This is a genomic window from Levilactobacillus suantsaii (assembly GCF_014069315.1).
Classification (GTDB): domain Bacteria; phylum Bacillota; class Bacilli; order Lactobacillales; family Lactobacillaceae; genus Levilactobacillus; species Levilactobacillus suantsaii.
This window is the reverse complement of record NZ_CP059603.1, coordinates 715228-732028: the sequence shown is the minus strand read 5'-3', so window position 1 is coordinate 732028 and position 16801 is coordinate 715228. Positions and strand designations below refer to the sequence as shown.

14 protein-coding genes are annotated in these 16801 nt (G+C 52.9%); 10 read left to right on the top strand and 4 right to left on the bottom strand.

Annotated elements, in window-relative coordinates:
- Positions 1–86: 86 nt before the first annotated feature.
- Positions 87–611, bottom strand: a complete 525-nt coding sequence (locus H3M12_RS03420) for an acyl-CoA thioesterase (RefSeq protein WP_318531344.1) — start codon at positions 609–611, stop codon at positions 87–89.
- Positions 612–771: 160 nt separating this feature from the next.
- Here H3M12_RS03420 and H3M12_RS03415 point away from each other — a divergent pair, with 160 nt between their 5' ends.
- The 4 genes from H3M12_RS03415 to H3M12_RS03400 all read left to right on the top strand — a co-directional run bounded on the left by H3M12_RS03415 (position 772) and on the right by H3M12_RS03400 (position 5825).
- Positions 772–1983: a condensation domain-containing protein gene (locus H3M12_RS03415; protein WP_182150924.1), complete on the top strand. Its 1212-nt coding sequence runs from the start codon at positions 772–774 to the stop codon at positions 1981–1983.
- Between the two features lie 185 nt (positions 1984–2168).
- Entirely contained in the window at positions 2169–3323 is a 1155-nt protein-coding gene (locus H3M12_RS03410; RefSeq protein ID WP_129032374.1) for an MFS transporter, read from the top strand.
- A gap of 152 nt (positions 3324–3475) precedes the next feature.
- A complete protein-coding gene (locus tag H3M12_RS03405) occupies positions 3476–4297 on the top strand; it encodes a Cof-type HAD-IIB family hydrolase (protein ID WP_170954953.1) in 822 nt (273 codons plus the stop codon).
- A gap of 169 nt (positions 4298–4466) precedes the next feature.
- Positions 4467–5825, top strand: coding sequence for a sugar porter family MFS transporter (locus tag H3M12_RS03400; RefSeq protein WP_129032192.1), 1359 nt, complete (start codon positions 4467–4469; stop codon positions 5823–5825).
- 83 nt (positions 5826–5908) lie between these two features.
- On the opposite strand, the gene asnA is transcribed toward H3M12_RS03400, so the two are convergent.
- Both asnA and H3M12_RS03390 read right to left on the bottom strand, forming a co-directional pair.
- Positions 5909–6916: an aspartate--ammonia ligase gene (gene asnA, locus H3M12_RS03395; RefSeq protein ID WP_182150923.1), complete on the bottom strand. Its 1008-nt coding sequence runs from the start codon at positions 6914–6916 to the stop codon at positions 5909–5911.
- 615 nt (positions 6917–7531) lie between these two features.
- Positions 7532–8704: an iron-containing alcohol dehydrogenase gene (locus H3M12_RS03390; RefSeq protein WP_129032188.1), complete on the bottom strand. Its 1173-nt coding sequence runs from the start codon at positions 8702–8704 to the stop codon at positions 7532–7534.
- Between the two features lie 333 nt (positions 8705–9037).
- Between H3M12_RS03390 and H3M12_RS03385 the strand changes: the two genes are divergently transcribed.
- The 4 genes from H3M12_RS03385 to H3M12_RS03370 all read left to right on the top strand — a co-directional run bounded on the left by H3M12_RS03385 (position 9038) and on the right by H3M12_RS03370 (position 13130).
- On the top strand, positions 9038–10024 hold the full coding sequence (locus tag H3M12_RS03385) for a cation diffusion facilitator family transporter (protein WP_129032186.1): 987 nt from the start codon (positions 9038–9040) through the stop codon (positions 10022–10024).
- An 81-nt stretch (positions 10025–10105) separates the two neighbouring features.
- Positions 10106–10510 carry a winged helix-turn-helix transcriptional regulator gene (locus H3M12_RS03380; RefSeq protein WP_129032184.1) on the top strand — a complete coding sequence of 135 codons (405 nt, stop codon included), beginning with the start codon at positions 10106–10108 and terminating at the stop codon, positions 10508–10510.
- Positions 10511–10784: 274 nt separating this feature from the next.
- On the top strand, positions 10785–11966 hold the full coding sequence (locus tag H3M12_RS03375) for an NADH-dependent flavin oxidoreductase (RefSeq protein ID WP_182150922.1): 1182 nt from the start codon (positions 10785–10787) through the stop codon (positions 11964–11966).
- Between the two features lie 147 nt (positions 11967–12113).
- Complete coding sequence (locus H3M12_RS03370; RefSeq protein ID WP_129032182.1) at positions 12114–13130, top strand: aldo/keto reductase; 1017 nt, start codon at positions 12114–12116, stop codon at positions 13128–13130.
- A gap of 91 nt (positions 13131–13221) precedes the next feature.
- On the opposite strand, the gene H3M12_RS03365 is transcribed toward H3M12_RS03370, so the two are convergent.
- Positions 13222–13641 (bottom strand): MerR family transcriptional regulator, encoded by a 420-nt coding sequence (locus H3M12_RS03365; protein ID WP_129032181.1) that lies wholly within the window; start codon positions 13639–13641, stop codon positions 13222–13224.
- 198 nt (positions 13642–13839) lie between these two features.
- On the opposite strand from H3M12_RS03365, the gene H3M12_RS03360 reads away from it, so the two are divergent.
- Positions 13840–15180 (top strand): dihydrolipoyl dehydrogenase family protein, encoded by a 1341-nt coding sequence (locus H3M12_RS03360; protein ID WP_129032179.1) that lies wholly within the window; start codon positions 13840–13842, stop codon positions 15178–15180.
- A gap of 363 nt (positions 15181–15543) precedes the next feature.
- Positions 15544–16755, top strand: a complete 1212-nt coding sequence (locus H3M12_RS03355; RefSeq protein ID WP_129032177.1) for an MFS transporter — start codon at positions 15544–15546, stop codon at positions 16753–16755.
- Positions 16756–16801 lie beyond the last annotated feature (46 nt).

Genomic DNA, 16801 nt, shown 5'->3' with positions numbered 1-16801 from the left:
AAAACTCCTCCTTTTGACGTCACGATAAGTATAGTGACTTTCCCAACGAAAACCAAGGGATTAGCGGGGATGTTTCACGTGGAACATTAAGGCTGAAACGGAGAATCCAGGTTGACGTGATTGATTAGTGCCTGTTCCGATGCACGTTGGGCTTGCCGTTCCTGGTAACGTTGCAGGTAGCCGGCGCAGACGTAGCGTTGTTCTTTAGTCACGGGTCTGACCGTGGGTAAGCTGGCAGCTTGTGGGGTGGACAGGACATAGGTAAGAAAACAGGTGAAACCCAAGAAGCGTTTACCAGTCATCAGGTCTTCCCCGATGAGCTTGGCAAAGACTTCCAGTGACCGGTGACCGGTCCCACTGACGTAGGCTTCCATGGAGATAATATTGTCGAGTTGGAAGGGAACCAAAAAGTTGATGTGGTCCAAAGATGCCGTGACGACTTTGGCGTGGGTCAAGCGGACGGCAGCCACGGAGGCACTGTCATCCACTAAGGACAGGAGTTTTCCCCCGAAAACGGTTTGGTGTTCATTCAGGTCGGGTGGAAAAATACGATGGGTGGCGACGGCCAGGGTTTGGTTACAAGAAATGGGTTGGATAGACAAATTAATCACCTCGTAAAGTATCAGATACGCATTCATTCTACCAGAGTTGTCCGGGTGGGGACCTTAAGTTACAGGATTATTAATTTTTCACAATAACTCAACAACTTTAAGGACGGTTAGGAAATGGCTTTGCTATACTGAGGGCAGTTAGAATTGAGGGGTGATTAGGGTGAACTATCATGGTGAACCGTTAGATTTAATGCCAACGTTAAACTTGACTCAGATTCGGCCGTTACTGGAGTGTACTTTGAGCTTAACGCAGCCAATCGATATTGAGCGCTTACGGCAGGCCGTACAAGCCACCCAAAGTGTGGTGCCCCAGATTACGGGTCGGTATAACATCACTTGGAATCGATTCGAAGTCCCCAACCACGCGGCGCGGCAACCGGTTATTGAGGAGTATCCGGCCAGTCACGATCCAGAGCGCGCCCGCTTAGATGTGCTCGCGGGGCCGCAACTGAAGATCCAGGTGATTCATCACCAGGGCTACGACCGGGTGCGCCTCTCCATGAGTCGGTTGTTGACTGACGAAGAGGGGTTCAAACACTACTTATACCTGTTGTCGGCGGCTTATGCCGGGGATGACCTGACTCATTTCGTCAACGAACGGAGCGGCCGGCGTATCGTGAGTTATTTGCGGCATCCCCACCGGCCCCTCCCCGAACTCAAAGCGACGGCGAGTGCCGGCGAGACCTTTCCGGCAATGCACGGTGACGTGCATCACCACCATGGGGAAACCGTGATTTCGCGCTTAGAGACGCGACGGTTACAACGGAAGGCTCGCGCACAAGGCGTGACGCAAAACGCGGTACTCCTAGCTGCGTATGCGTTAGCGCTGTTCACCCTGACTGGGAACCACAACCTGGTGATTCCCTACCAAGTGGATCTGCGGTTACACGGCCCGGTTGCGGCCGTCAACGTGGTCCAGGTTGCTAATCTGACCAGTGAGATGCCGTTGCCGATTCGGGTCAACGATTACGATACCTTAGCAACGGTGGCACAGCGGGTCCAAGATACGCTCTCGGACTACCACGCCCACTTGGCTTATTTAACGCCATTGGTGGAAATCAACCGGATGAGCCGGGCATTGCCCCCGCAAATCGTCCGGCGTCTCGCCGGGAAGTACCAACCGACTGCCCGCATCTCCTTTGCGAACTTCGGCCGTATCGATCAGACTCGTTTGCAATTTGCGGGGAGTCGGGTCGCCCAGGTCTACTTCGCGGGAGCTTACCAAGCCATGCCGTACTTTCAGTTGACCGTTAGCGGGTACCAGGACGCCTGGACGTTAGCCTTTCGGATGCTGGGTTCGGAACCGGACTATCAATTAGGGATTAAAATTTTAAAAAACGTGGAGACTCAGCTGACACAGTGGGGCGCTTAGATTAAACTGGTCACGATTTGGTGGCCAGTTTTTTGTTGTCATCATTTTATGGCGCAACTGAGAACCCAAGCTGAACCGGCCTCACTGGGTGTTTTCATTTTGCTTCCAAAAGGCTACACTACTTAATGTAGGAGGGATTGGAAGTGAAAGAACCAGCAACGTTATCGCGAAAAAAGATTTTGTTAATGGCGGTCGTGACCGGGGTGATCGTGGCCAATCTGAATTTTATTCAACCCATCGAAAACTTGATTGCCACGGACTTCGGCCTGGCCAAGTCGGTGGTCGGGGCGCTCGCTATGGTGACCCAACTTGGGTACGCCTTCGGACTTTTGTTGATCGTCCCGTTGGGGGACATCTTTGACCGCTATCATTTGATTCAATTTATGATTGGGTTATCCATTGTTTCCTTATTATTGGCCTATTGGGCCCCCAACGCGGGCGTCTTTGCGGTGGTGACCACGTTAGTCGGCATTACCTCGGTGGCGCCACAAATCATCATTCCCTACGCCGGTTATTTAGCCCCGGCGCTGCAACGGGGCAAGGTCTTGGGCATCGTCTTGAGTGGACTCTTGACGGGAATCTTGTTGTCGCGGTCGTTTAGTGGCCTGCTGGGTAGTTGGTTACCCTGGCAAGACATCTATCTGATTGCGGCGGTCATTGACCTGGTCTTTTTGGTCATCGTTCACTACGCGTTGCCCCACGATGAACGCGGGCACCAGGACTTGCAATACTGGCCGGTCATTCGGACGTTACCGAAGTTGTTCGCTCGACAACGGGCCTTACGGGGGTCGGCTATCAACGGCTTTTGCCTCTTTGGGATGTCCAACGTCCTGTGGTCGACGTTGGCTTTTTATCTGGCGGCCAAATACCACCTGGGTAGTAACGTAGCCGGCTTATTGGGGCTATTAGGTATCGCTGGGGTCTTAGCGGCGCCAATGATTGGGACTATGGTCGACCAGCGTTCCCCGAAACTGACGATTGGGTTGAGTATGATCTTTTCGGGCGTGGCCTTCGTCATCTTTTGGCTGTTAGGGACCTGGATGATTGGCCTCATCGTCGGCATCGTCTTGCTCGACTTGGGGACCCAGTTCAGCCAGGTGTCTAACCAGGCCATCGTGCAGTCCTTGAACCGCAAGGAAAGTAGCCGGAACAATTCCGTCTTCATGTTCAGCTACTTCCTAGGCGGTTCGATTGGGACCTTGAGTGCGACTTGGGCCTGGAGCCACGCCGGTTGGCTGGGGGTCTGCGGCGTCGCGCTGGTCTTCTTGATCATCGCGGTCCTGGGGCACCTGGTCATCGGCGAACCGGAACGGTTGAACACCGAAGAAGTGACCGATTAAGCTTAGTGTGACGGGCCTGGTGAAACTGCCAGGCCCGTTTTGTTGTCCGCTAATGGGGGAATGTGACACACTCAGCCATGTTTCACATGAAACATTGTGGCCCTTTGTGGTATGCTAACTCTATTATTGGATTTTTAGGGAGGCAACGGCAGATGACGATTAAATTAGTCGCGTTTGATATGGACGGGACGTTTTTGAACGACGAAAACACCTACAACCATCAACGCTTCGCGGAGTTATTACCTAAGTTACGGGCGAGAAAGATTCATGTCGTGGCCGCCAGTGGCTCACAGTACCAACGGTTACAAACTCAGTTTCAGGAATTCCAGGACCACATGGATTTCGTGTCCCAAAATGGGGCGGTCGTGCATAGCAACGGCCAACCGCTGAAGGTGACGGCCATGCCCGCCGATGCGGTGGCCGCTACGTTGGACGTCATTCAACAAAAGTTCACGGCCGATGAGATTGCGGAACACATCGTGGTCGGGTTCAAATCGGCCTACGTGGACCAGCGTATCTCCCAAGGGGCGTACGATTTGACCCACCGGTATTACGGCCATCTGCAACGGGTGGCGGACCTGCCAACGGTCACCCCGACGCGGTTGAACGACCAAATCACCAGCATCGGCATCACCTTCCAGCCCCACGTGGACTTTACGCACGTGATGACGACGTTGCGCCATTCTTTGCCCGCCGAACTAGCGAGTCAGACCTCGGGGTACAACACCGAACTGATTAGCGAAAGTTCAGTTAACAAAGCGGCGGGATTGCGGCAACTACAGGACAAGTACCAGATTGCCGACGATGAAATCATGACCTTCGGCGACAATGAAAACGACCTGAGTATGTTGCAATTGACCCCTTACGGTTACGCGGTTGAAAACGCCACACCGACCGTCAAGGCTCAAGTTGGCCACTTTACCCAAACCAATAATGACGAGGGTGTCTTAAACGTTCTCTCGACGTTAGTTTAGGGAATTAGACCAGTCAGACGGTCCCATTTTCATAGGTAAACTTTACGTGAAAGCCGGCGAAAGCGGGCTTTTTTTGTTGGCGGCAAAAACTCGCAGGTTAAACCGTTTCCTTTCGCGGCGCGGCACCTTATATTAAGGGAAAATTTAAGATGTGGGGGGAGTGAAAGCGATGCGACCACGATTGAGTACCACGTTTATTTTTGTCTTCGGGGCCTTAGGGGGCCTATTGTTCGGGTTTGATACCGGAATTATTTCGGGCGCGTCACCACTGATTGAAGCCAACTTTAAATTAGGGATTGCCGAAACGGGCTTCATTACGTCATCCGTATTGATTGGCTCGTCCGTAGGGGCCCTTGGCGTGGGGCCCTTAGCTGACCGCTACGGCCGGCGGAAACTCTTGATTTTAGCGGCCGTTTTGTTTCTCTTAGGGTCGTCACTGTCGATGGTGGCCGTGGGCTTTGGGTCCATGATCGTTGCCCGTATTATCTTAGGCTTAGCCGTGGGCTCGGCGTCCGCGTTGACCCCGGCGTATCTGGCGGAACTGGCCCCGGCGGACCGGCGCGGGTCGTTGGGCACCATGTTTCAACTGATGATTACGCTTGGAATTTTACTGGCCTACGTCTCGAACCTGGGTTTCTTGGGCCACAACCTCTTGGGCGTGCGGGACTGGCGGTGGATGTTGGGGTCCGCGCTGATTCCTGCCGCCGCGTTATTGATTGGCGGTCTATTGTTGCCGGAATCACCGCGCTACCTGGTGGAACGTGGACAAGTCGACGCTGCCCGGCAGGTCTTGACCTACCTGCGGCAACAAAGTGACGTTGACCCGAACGCCGAGCTGGCAGACATCCAAGAGATTGCCCACCAACCACGCGGCGGTATCAAAATGCTCTTCACGATTGCCCGGCCAGCCGTGGTGGCGGCCATCGGTATCATGTTGCTGCAACAATTAGTCGGCATTAATTCGGTGATTTATTTTTTGCCCCAAGTCTTCATCAAGGGCTTTGGTTTTGCCGAAAACAGTGCCATTTGGATTTCCGTGGGGATTGGCGTGGTCAACTTCTTGGTCACGATTCTGGCGTACGGCGTGATGGATAAGTTCAACCGCAAGACGTTACTGGACTTCGGGTCAATCGTGATGGCCGGCTCACTGGGCGTGCTCGCGGTCTTGAACTTTACTTTGAGTATCCACCAGACCGCGATTCCGACCATGATTTTGATTGCCGTGTACATCTTCGGTTTCGCCATTTCCTGGGGGCCCATCGCCTGGGTTATGATTGGTGAAATCTTTCCATTGAGTGTCCGGGGCATCGGGTCATCGATCGGGTCGGCGGCCAACTGGATTGGCAACTTCATCGTGTCCCAATTTTTCCTGGTTTTGCTCAGTGCCTTCCATAATAACGTGGGCGGACCGTTCGCTATCTTCGCGGTCTTTGCCGTGTTGTCCTTGGTCTTCGTACACTATCTGGTCCCCGAAACGCGCGGCAAGTCCCTCGAACAGATCGAAATGGATTTGCGGCACGAGGCTTAAAGGTAAGATGACAAAACGGGTTGTTCAGGACAAGACGTCCTGGGCAACCCGTTTTAATTTTACGCGTGAAGTAAGACTTTAATTTAAAGAATCTGGATGTGGTTGGCGTAGCATTTGTCAATCATAGCTTGCGGCCAAACGCTGGCTTGGACTTCTCCCACGTGGGCTTTGCCTAATAACAACATGCACAGTCGTGACTGACCGATCCCACCCCCGATGGTGTAGGGGAGTTCACCGTTTAGCAGCATTTTATGGAACGGTAATTGGGCGCGGTCTTCGGCGTGGGTATCCTTGAGTTGGGCGCGCATCGAGTCTTCGCTGACCCGAATCCCCATGCTGGAGATTTCGAGGGCGTGTTGTAACGGTTCATACCAGAACAAGATGTCCCCGTTCAGTTTCCAATCGTCGTAGTCGGGGGCCCGGCCATCGTGGCGTTGGCCACTCTTGAGCTTGCCGCCGATTTGCATCAAGAAGACGGCGCCGTAACGCTTGGTGATGGCGTCTTCGCGTTCCTTCGGCGTGAGCGTTGGGAACTCGTCTTCCAGTTCTTGGGTGGTGACAAAGTGAATCTCGTCGGGCAAGTGGTGGACAGCCTTCGGGAACTTGTACCAAACTTCGTGTTCCATGTGCTTGATGACCTTGAAGATGGTCTTGACCGTGCTCTCCAGCGTGGCCGTGGTCCGTTCTTCCTTGCTGATGATCTTTTCCCAGTCCCACTGGTCGACGTAGATCGAGTGGATGTTGTCAAGGTTTTCGTCCTTGCGAATCGCGTTCATGTTGGTGTAGAGACCGGTGTGTAACTCGAAGCCGTACCGCTTCAAGGCCAGGCGTTTCCACTTGGCCAGAGAGTGGACGATTTCGATGGTCTTACCCGGCATGTCCTGCATGGTAAAGGAGACCGGCTTTTCGACCCCGTTCAAGTTATCGTTCAACCCGGTGCCCTTTTCAACGAACATTGGCGCGGAAAGCCGCGTTAAATTCAGTTCCTTGCCAAATTCATCCTGGAAGGTTTCACGAATATAGCGAATCGCCTTTTGGGTTTCAATCACGTTTAATTTTGGATCATAGTCCTTAGGAATAATTAAGTCCATAGTTGTCCACTCCTTGTTCAGCTAAGTTATTGCAAAATAAAAAAGTCTTCCGTCCCTAATACAGGGACGAAAGACTTTTCGCGGTACCACCCAGATTGCCTATCTCAAATAGGCCTCCTCAAAGAAGAGCACTAACATGCTCCACCGCTGGTAACGTACCGGTCAACGTCTAAACCTACTCGCCACATGGGTTTCAGCCAGAAACTTAAGAAAGGGTTATTCAGCTAGTTCAAGGTCTGGGTTGGGTTCTCACTACTCCCAAGTCACTGTCAGGGTGAAGAAGCTTACTCTGCTTTCTTATCGCTTTTATCTTGTTGCCAATAGAATAGCACTAAAAAATAAAATGTAAAAGCAAAATTTGAAATTAATTAGAGTTACCGCCGAGTTTTAATCGAAAATCCGCAGATCAGGATGGCAGATAAAACCGTGACTGGAAAGGGCTAAGCCGACTTACGGGGGTGGTAGATTTTGGGACATAAAATTTTTTATGACGAGGAAGCGAGCCAGCAACGTGTCGATGGACCCGCCCATGACAAACGGGACAGGGGGACACGCAGGCGGTTAAACGCCCGGTGTCTCGCTATCCCGTTTGGTTAATTGCTAGAGTTTAAAGATTTATTTAGCGTCGTAAGCGGCTTGGAAAATCTTGATGATGTCTTCCTTGGTGCCCTTGCGCGGGTTGGAGAAGGCGTTGCCGTCTTTCAAGGCGTTTTCGGCCATCAGCTCAAAGTCTTCTGGCTTAGCGCCGATATCCTTGATGGACTTCGGGATGCCCACGTCTTCGCTCATCTGCTTCATGGCCTTGATAGCCAATTCGGCAGCGTCGCGGGTGGACAGGCCGTCCGTGTTTTCGCCCATGATCTTCGCTAATTCGGCAAAGCGTTCTGGGCAGGCGATGATGTTGTATTCCTCAACGTAAGGCAACAACAGTGCGCAGCAAACCCCGTGTGGGGCGTCGTATTGACCACCTAATTGGTGCGCCATGGCATGAACATAGCCCAAGTTAGCGTTGTTGAAGGCCATCCCAGCTAACATTTCCGCTTCGACCATCTTGGTCCGCGCATCCAGGTTGTGGCCGTTAGCCACGGCTTCACGCAAGGAGGTTTCAATCAACTTGATGGCTTCGATACACTGTGAGTCGGTAATCGGGTTGTGGTCCACGGACACGTAAGGTTCGATGGACTGAACGAAGGCGTCCATCCCGGTCGCGGCGGTCAAGTTCTTTGGCACGTCCAGCATTAACGTTGGGTCGTTGAAGGAGACCAGCGGAATGTTGCGCCAGGAGACCACAACGAACTTCAAGTGAGTCTTTTCGTTGGTGATGACCGCGTGACGGGTCAATTCGGAGCCAGTTCCGGCCGTGGTATTGACGGCAATCAGTGGGGGTAGCGGGTTGTCCAGCGTCTCAATCCCAGCCAACTTGGTGATGTCGTCGCCGTTGGCCAAGATGATGCCGGCACCTTTCCCGGTATCGTGGGCGGAACCGCCACCAACCGTAATGATGGAATCCGCACCAGAGTCTTGGTAGAGCTTCTTCACTTCTTGGATGTTGTGAATCTTCGGGTTTGGTTCGACGTTATTGTAGATCACGTAATCCACGCCGGCCGCCTTCAAGGAAGCGAGGGTCTGTTGAACCGCCCCATCCTTCATGCTTTCCAGGAACTTATCCGTTACGACAACGGGCTTTTTCATTCCCAGGGTCTTTGCTCGATCACCAATCTTGTTAATTACGCCAGGGCCAAAGAAGTTGACACTGGGCATCAGAAAATCATAACTACGTTCAGTCATTGTCAAATGCCTTCTTTCAGAAGTTTTGAAAATCTTTGATACCTATTTCACAACGTAATTATAACTAAATTAATTACAGTTGGCAACCGCTTCCACAAAAAAGTTTGTTTAGTGGCCGTCAAAATCCGGTCCTCATCGCGGTTGGCTCTAAGGATGGTCGCGATTTTAAAAAAATATAAGGCGCTTTCAAAATGCATCAAAATTAAGTAAGGATTACACAATCTAGTTTCAACCTGCGCTCAGCTGGTGTCCGGCGGCCCGGGTAAGTCGTTTGCACGCTCAACCGGGTGGAAGTGGGTATAATGGGGGCAGCATTAGGGGAGGCAGATGGGTATGCAGGAATTACGACATCACCAGCAGGCCGAAGCCGCCGAGTGGCGGGACATCCAGGCCCAAGAATTGCAGAAGTTACATCAGGCCCAGCACCAACTGTGGCTGAACGTTGGTGCTTATTTAGTCATTTCGGGCATCGAGTTTTATTTGTCGATCATCGGACACTCGCAAACTTTGCGGGCCGATGCGTTGAATAATTTGGCGGGCATCGTGTCGGCGGCGTTGCTGTTGACGGGAATCTTTATCGCCCGGGATATTCACGATGACGATTTGATGGGCAAGCCCTTACCCACGGATATTCAACAAAACGGCCAGCGGCTGCAGTTGACGCGGTTTCATTACGAGACGGTCTACACCTTGATCACGGGGGTGGTGATGATTGCCATCGCGGTCGGCGTCATTTATGACGGGCTCAAAAGCCTGGTGATTCCGACCACCCGGACGATTCCCCAGCCGATTACCTTGGTTGGGGCAGGGATGGCGCTGGGCATCATGCTACTAATTTGGTGGTTGAACCGGCGCGCCGGGCGACGATTGCAAAATGCGGCGTTAACGGCGGCCGCGCAGGACAGCTTGAGTGACGCGCTGACCAGTTTGGGCACGCTGGTGGCCATCGCCGGTGCCCTAGCGTTTCACGTGGACTGGCTCGATGGGGTGGCCAGTATCGTGGTCGGTGGTTTTATCCTGTTAGCGGGCATCAAAATTTTTCGGGAAAGCAGTTTGAACTTAGCCGACTACTTCGACCCGCAGGCGGAAAAACAGTTCCGTATCGCCATCGACCAGTGGCCCCAAGTCATCGCAATCCGGGACTTGAAGGCCCACTACAACGGCAACATGGTAACCCTCGACGTCATCATTGCGGTGGACGCCCACATGGAAGTCCAGGACAGCTACCGGTTGGGCGAGAAGATTGAAGCCCAGATGCGCCGACAGTTCGATATCGTGGCCACCGATGTGATGGTGATTCCGGCAGACCCGCAAGCTTAAACGTCCTCGAAAATTGCCCTCGTCAAATGGTGCTTGAACGGGTATACTGAGGCTTTAAAAACCACGAGAGGAAGCGGGAGCATGACGCGAAAAACCTATCGGTTGGGGATGGAGGCCACTTTAGCTGTCATCAGTGGCAAATGGAAGCCCCAACTGCTCTGCCATTTGAGTAACGGCCCGCAACGAACCTGTGATTTGCGCGTCGCGTTGCCGGAGATTTCGCAAAAGGTCTTGACCCAACAGTTGCGTGAACTAATGGGAGACGGCATTGTTTCCCGGCAAGTTTACGGGGAGCGAGCCCCGTTCAAGGTAGTCTACACCCTCACGGAAACGGGCCGTTCCTTGGGGCTGGTTCTGGTCCAAATGTCGGTCTGGGGCGAATGCCACGTGGCGGCGTTGCGCGCTAGCGGGAAGCAAGACGTGGCCGTTCGGGACGACCATACGGGCTTTGACCGGTTACTGAACACGCCGGAAGACGCCCATTAGGCCTGAAGGGGGCGGGCAATGACCCGGACTTTTTTGATTCCACGAAGGGGGCACTTTAAAGTGCCTTCTTTTTTTTCGGCGCCAAATCGGTACACTAGGGAACATAGGAGGTGGACCATGACGGCTAAATGGTCCAGCGATGGGGCACCTCAAGTGGCAATAACTCATGATGTTTCACGTGGAACATTGAGGCTAACGCTTATCGCCCACGGGCGAAAGCTTACGCCCCTTCGACAATAGCGACTCACTCACCAACAACAGGAGGAATTTTGAAATGGCTTATCAATTCATGCAACCCTATACGTTTGCCAACGGCGTGACGGTGAAAAACCGGATGGCGATGGCCCCCACCACGACCATGTCAAGCTTTTATGACGGTCAAGTGACCGATGACGAAATCGCTTTTTACGGCCACCGTGCGGGCGGTTTAGGTCTCATCATTGGTGAGGTCGCTAACGTGATTGCCAGTGGCAAGGGCTTCGAAGGCGAACTGTCGATTGCGCAGGACAGTGATATCGCCGGTTTGAGTCGTTTGGCGAATGCGATGAAGCGTAACGGCACCAAGGCTGTGCTACAGATTTTCCACGCTGGCCGAAAGTCCAACAATCAAATCTTACGGGGTGCCCAACCGGTCAGTGCCAGTGCCGTGGCGGCCGCTTATCCCGAAGATTCCCAGGAGCCCCGGGCGTTGACCGCCGCGGAAATCGACGAGATCATCGTCGCCTTTGGGGCGGCCACGCGCCGGGCCATCCAGGCGGGGTTTGACGGGGTGGAACTTCACGGGGCCAACACTTACTTGCTTCAGCAGTTCTTCTCCCCAAACTCGAACCGCCGCACGGACAAGTGGGGTCAGGACCGGATGGTCTTTGCCAAGGCCGTGATTGCGCAGGCCCAACAAGCCGTGACCCAGTACGCTGACCGGCCCTTCTTGCTCGGGTACCGGATTTCCCCCGAAGAAATCGAAACGCCGGGGATTCGGTTAGCCGATTCGTTGCGGTTTGTTGACATGCTGGGGGATTCCGTCGTGGATTACGTCCACGTGTCGATGGGCTCAGCCCACCGGACATCGTTGAACGACAAGTCCGACCATACGCCGATCCTGACCCAAATCAAGACCCAACTTGCTGGTCGCAAGCCGTTGATTGGCGTGGGGTCCGTGGAGACGCCCGCTGATGCGGAAGGGGTCATGGACCTGGGGGCCGATATCGTGGCGATGGGTCGCGAGATGATTCGGGAACCGCAATGGGTCGAAAAGGTGGCCAGAGGTGACGAGGCCAGTCTGCGGTTCAAGCTTTCGCCGGACGAGATGGATGGACTTCGCATTCCCCGCGCCATGCAGGGGTACTTGAAGGGAGCCTTTTATCCCGTGATGCACTTTACCGATGACCCGGAGACCGTCCAGACTTATCAAAACCAGGCGGCACCGATGGAAGGCTTTGAAAAGAAAATGTCGTAATCGAATTTTGAGATTAAAGGTTTGAGCAAGGGACACCCGACCATCGGTATGGCGGGGTGTCCTTTTTGTGGTGGGACAAAGAAGGCTGTTGCAAACTAAATGAAAGCGATATCCTTAAGGGGACAATAATTTGAGGAGGTTATGTTTATGTATCAAGCAGCAGCACACCGTTACGCCACCATGCCCTATAATCGGGTTGGGGACAGTGGCTTAAAGTTATCGGCCATCGGGTTGGGCCTATGGAACAACTTTGGTAGCGTGGATGCGTTGGCCAACCAACGGGCCATGTTACACCAGGCCTTTGACCTGGGCATTACCTACTTTGATTTGGCTAACAACTACGGGCCCGCACCGGGGAGTGCCGAACGAAATTTTGGGCGCATCATGGCCCAAGACTTCCGGCCATACCGTGACGAGATGGTGATTGCCAGCAAGGCGGGTTACGTGATGTGGCCGGGCCCGTACGGGAATTGGGGGTCGCGCAAGAGCATCATCGCTAGTGCGAACCAGAGTTTGGCCCGTACCGGACTCGAGTATTTTGACATCTTTTACAGTCACCGACCGGACCCCCATACGGCGGTGGAAGAGACCGCGCTGGCGCTTGATCAATTGGTGCGGCAGGGAAAGACCCTCTACGTGGGAATCTCGAATTACAGTGGTGCGCAGACGGCGGCGATTACGGCAATTTTTAAGGACCTGCGGACGCCATTTATCATTCATCAGCCGCGCTATAACATGTTTAACCGTGACGTGGAAACGGACCTCTTTCCGGTCCTCAAGCGGGAACATAAGGCGGCAGTCGGGTTCAGTTCGCTTTCGCAGGGCCTGTTGACTGATAAGTACCGCTACGGGATTCCCGTGACATCACGCGCTCACAAGCAGACGATTCCCTTCTTAAATTCGACCCAGGTCGAGCAAACGTTGGCCACGGTTCAAAAGTTGACTGCGGTCGCCACGAAGCGAGGCCAAAGCCTAGCCCAGATGGCGTTGGCGTGGAACCTACGGGTGCCAGAAGTGGCCAGTGTTTTGATTGGCGCCAGTCGACCGGAACAAATCGTAGCCAACGTTCAAGCGCTCAACCACCCGGATTTTACGACCGCCGAACTGACGACAATTGATAAAATTTTAGCCCAGCAAGGTCCTATTGCGTGGGGCGCCCACTAATGTGAGTAAGCAAAAAAAGTAGTCGAAGTGAAGCCTCCGACTACTTTTTATTTAAATTTAGCTTTGTTATTAGTAGTTATTAATAATAAAGCTATCGGGAAACGGACTTGGTTGTGGGCAGGTCTTGCGGCACGAAACTGTCGGGTTGGCCCGTGGCAAGAATGTCATGGTAGTGATCGACTTTGTGGGTGATGATGGCCAAATGGGCCTGCGTGGTCGCCAATTCCTGCTGGGCTTGAGCTTGCTGGGCCTGCATAATGGCGTAGCGTTCGGGAATGGTGGTGTCGCCTTGTTGAACTAAATCTAAGTAGTGACGGATGCGTTTCAATGGCATGCCCGTCTGGCGCAAGCACTTGATCAGGTTGAGCCACTCCAAGTCGATGTCGTGAAAGACCCGGTTATTATGGGCGTCCCGTTGGACAAAGGGCAGCATGCCGTGGTCGTGATAATAGCGAATACTATAAGTAGAAAGGTGACACTTTTGGGCCACTTCTTGAATCCGATAAGCCAAGGTAATCCCTCCAATTAAATCAAATAAAATCTATCCTACGCGTCACAATGCGTGACCGCAAGCGCAAAACCCTGTAGACTAACCCTGTAAGTTGAAAAAAGAGCTAAATGGTTGCGGGTGAGGCGAAAGTTAGGTAGACTAAAATTAGATTTTGTACAATTGAATTGACTGCTACAATTACTTGGGAGGCTATTACAAATGGCAAAGCAAACGTATCAGTATGATGTCTTATATCTTGGTTGTGGTCACGGCACGTTCGATGGCGCGGCTCCGTTAGCTGGTAAGGGGGTTAAGGTCGGAATCATTGAAGCCGATAAGATCGGTGGGACCTGCCCGAACCGGGGTTGTAACGCTAAAATCTCGTTGGACGCTCCGGTGGCGCTTCAACGGCAATTAGCGGAATTGAATCCGATTTTGACGGGGCAAACTCGCTTGAATTGGGACGCGAACGTGGCCCATAAGAACGACGTGATTGGCGGCTTGCCCGACATGATCTGCGGATTGCTCGAAGACAGTGGCATTGATGTGATTCACGGTTACGGCCGGTTAGTTGATGCCCACACCATTCGGGTGGACGCCGAGACCTACACTGCCGAAAACATCGTATTAGCGACTGGCTTACACCCGCACCGGTTAGATATTCCGGGCCGCGAATTTCTCCACGATAGTACCGACTTCATGGACTTACCAACGATGCCGAAGCGTCTGACAGTTATTGGAGGCGGCTACATCGCCTTAGAAATGGCCAGCATCGCCAACGCGGCGGGTAGTGACGTCACCATCGTCTTACATGGCGACAAGGCGTTACGGGCCTTCTACCAGCCGTTCGTCGAACAAGTCTTAAGTGATTTGACCGACCACGGCGTCAAGATTTTGCGGGAGACGACCGTTACGGCGGTGACCCACGAAGCCGACGACTACGAACTGACGACGGATACCGACCAGACGTTGACGGCTGATTGGATCTTAGACGCCACGGGGCGGAACCCGAACACGGCTGATCTGGGCTTAGACGAGGTCGGCGTTGACTATACGGATGCCGGCATCACGGTCAATGACCACTTACAGACCAGCGTGGACAACATCTACGCGTCTGGGGACGTCATCGCTAAGGACCAACCACGCTTGACGCCAACGGCCATCTTCGAATCTATGTACCTGATGCACACCTTTGCCGGTGAGACCACTGAAGCCATCGACTACCCGCCGATTCCCACGGTCGTCTTCACCTCACCACGGATCGCCCAAGTGGGTGTGACTGTGGACCAAGCCCAAGCAGATCCGGACCACTACACGGTGGTCAAGAACCATATTCCGGATGACTGGTATCGTCAAGTTACCCAGGAAACTACGGGGGATAACGCCTTGATTTACGATGCCGACCATCATTTGGTCGGGGTCACTGAAGTCAGTGCCCAGGCGGCCGACGTCATCAACACGTTATTGCCAGCTATCACCTTCAAGTACGGTCCCGCCGAGTTGGAACGGTTAGTGCCATTGTTCCCAACCATCGGTGCCGATGCCTGGGGCGAAATCTAAATAGAATTAACCTGATTGGCACTATGCTTGCCGACCAAAACGGGAACCGGGGGAACGACCTGGTTTCCGTTTTTTGTTAATAGGCGGTAGGACCATGAATGGGCCCAGAGGCATACGTTGCACCACAGCGGTCCGCAGGAGGGATGATGCCATGCCCAAGCCGACTGCCAGGATGAATTTCAGGGCTTAAACAAAGGTCATTTAATGTAGGAAAAGGCGTCCGGCTAATTTAAGCGGGCGCCTTTAATGGGTCAGAGTCAAGATGAATTCATCTTGACAGAAAGTGAGCAAGCCTTTATTGTTATTCAATGAGCATTTGTGCTTTGTTACTCAATTCAAATTTATCAAGGTGCAGGTGATTGAATGACACATGCAGAACGACGAAAAACGACTTTTTGTTTATATTTTAATTATCTGATCCACGGGATGGCGATTGTCATTCTCGCGCAAAACATGTTGGCGCTCAGTCATAGCTGGCACGTAGATATGGCCGGTGTCTCGTTGGTGATTTCTTCACTTGGTATCGGACGCTTACTGGTCCTGTACCTGGCGGGGACGTTATCTGACCGGTGGGGTCGGCGGATTTTTGTTCAAATCGGGATTGTGACGTACATGGGCTTTTTCGTTGGAATCTTGATTTCGCCCAACATTTATGTGGCCTACTTTTTCGGGATTTTAGCTGGGATGGCAAATTCATTCTTAGATTCGGGGACCTACCCCGCCTTGATGGAATTGTATCCCGAACATCAAGCAACGGCCAATATCGTGATTAAGGCTTTCGCTTCAATTGGTGAATTGATTCTACCGTTGTTGGTTGCCGGGTTAGAAGGTGCCCATCTCTGGTATGGTTGGTCGTTCGTGATTTGTGCGGTGGGGATGGCCTTTAGTTTCTTGGCCGTGCGCAAGCGGCAATTTGCGGCCCCAGGCTCGACCGCAGCCACAGTGGAAACCGCCATTACGCCCCAAACCCAACTGACTATGGCTCATAAACGGATTCTGGCCGTAACGCTAACTATCTTTGGTTACGTCTCTATGGCGACCTTCTATTTGATTAGCCAGTGGCTGACCGAGTATGGGAGTCGGGTGGTAGATCTATCGATGTTACACGCCCGGATGTTAGTCAGTATTTATAGCGTTGGGTCCATTTTAGGGGTCATCGTGACTGCCGTCTTGGTTGAAAGGTGGGTCAAACCAGTTTGGTTCATGTTACTGGATACTGTAGTCTCGTTAGCGGCATTGCTGCTCATGGCGGCTTGGCCGGTCCTGGCGGTTATGCAAATCGGGGCGTTTTTAATCGGTTGCTTTGCAGCTGGTGGCGTGATGCAAATTGGTCTGACTATTATGGGAAACGTCTTTCCCCGGGCCAAGGGCAAAATCACCGGCATTTACTATACAGCTAGCGGCTTAGCGTCCTTCACGATTCCCGTAATCACCGCGGTCATTTCGCAAAATAGCGTCCATGATCTCATGTGGTTCGATGCGCTTTTAGCGGTCATTGGTGTCGGCTGTAGCTTGGTCGTAGTGGCTGTTTACCAGCGGGCTCGAGCACTGGTGACACGTTCGATAGAAGTCTAGGTTTATCAAAATTAAAGACGATACGGCTACCGGCCGCACCCAAAAG

Bases quoted from the DNA above. Each gene is read 5' to 3' on its own strand.
- H3M12_RS03400 (WP_129032192.1), top strand. From the start codon at position 4,467: ATGCGACCACGATTGAGTACCACGTTTATTTTTGTCTTCGGGGCCTTA.
- H3M12_RS03405 (WP_170954953.1), top strand. From the start codon at position 3,476: ATGACGATTAAATTAGTCGCGTTTGATATGGACGGGACGTTTTTGAAC.
- H3M12_RS03355 (WP_129032177.1), top strand. From the start codon at position 15,544: ATGACACATGCAGAACGACGAAAAACGACTTTTTGTTTATATTTTAAT.
- H3M12_RS03410 (WP_129032374.1), top strand. From the start codon at position 2,169: ATGGCGGTCGTGACCGGGGTGATCGTGGCCAATCTGAATTTTATTCAA.
- H3M12_RS03390 (WP_129032188.1), bottom strand. From the start codon at position 8,704: ATGACTGAACGTAGTTATGATTTTCTGATGCCCAGTGTCAACTTCTTT.
- H3M12_RS03385 (WP_129032186.1), top strand. From the start codon at position 9,038: ATGCAGGAATTACGACATCACCAGCAGGCCGAAGCCGCCGAGTGGCGG.
- asnA (WP_182150923.1), bottom strand. From the start codon at position 6,916: ATGGACTTAATTATTCCTAAGGACTATGATCCAAAATTAAACGTGATT.
- H3M12_RS03375 (WP_182150922.1), top strand. From the start codon at position 10,785: ATGGCTTATCAATTCATGCAACCCTATACGTTTGCCAACGGCGTGACG.
- H3M12_RS03380 (WP_129032184.1), top strand. From the start codon at position 10,106: ATGACGCGAAAAACCTATCGGTTGGGGATGGAGGCCACTTTAGCTGTC.
- H3M12_RS03360 (WP_129032179.1), top strand. From the start codon at position 13,840: ATGGCAAAGCAAACGTATCAGTATGATGTCTTATATCTTGGTTGTGGT.
- H3M12_RS03370 (WP_129032182.1), top strand. From the start codon at position 12,114: ATGTATCAAGCAGCAGCACACCGTTACGCCACCATGCCCTATAATCGG.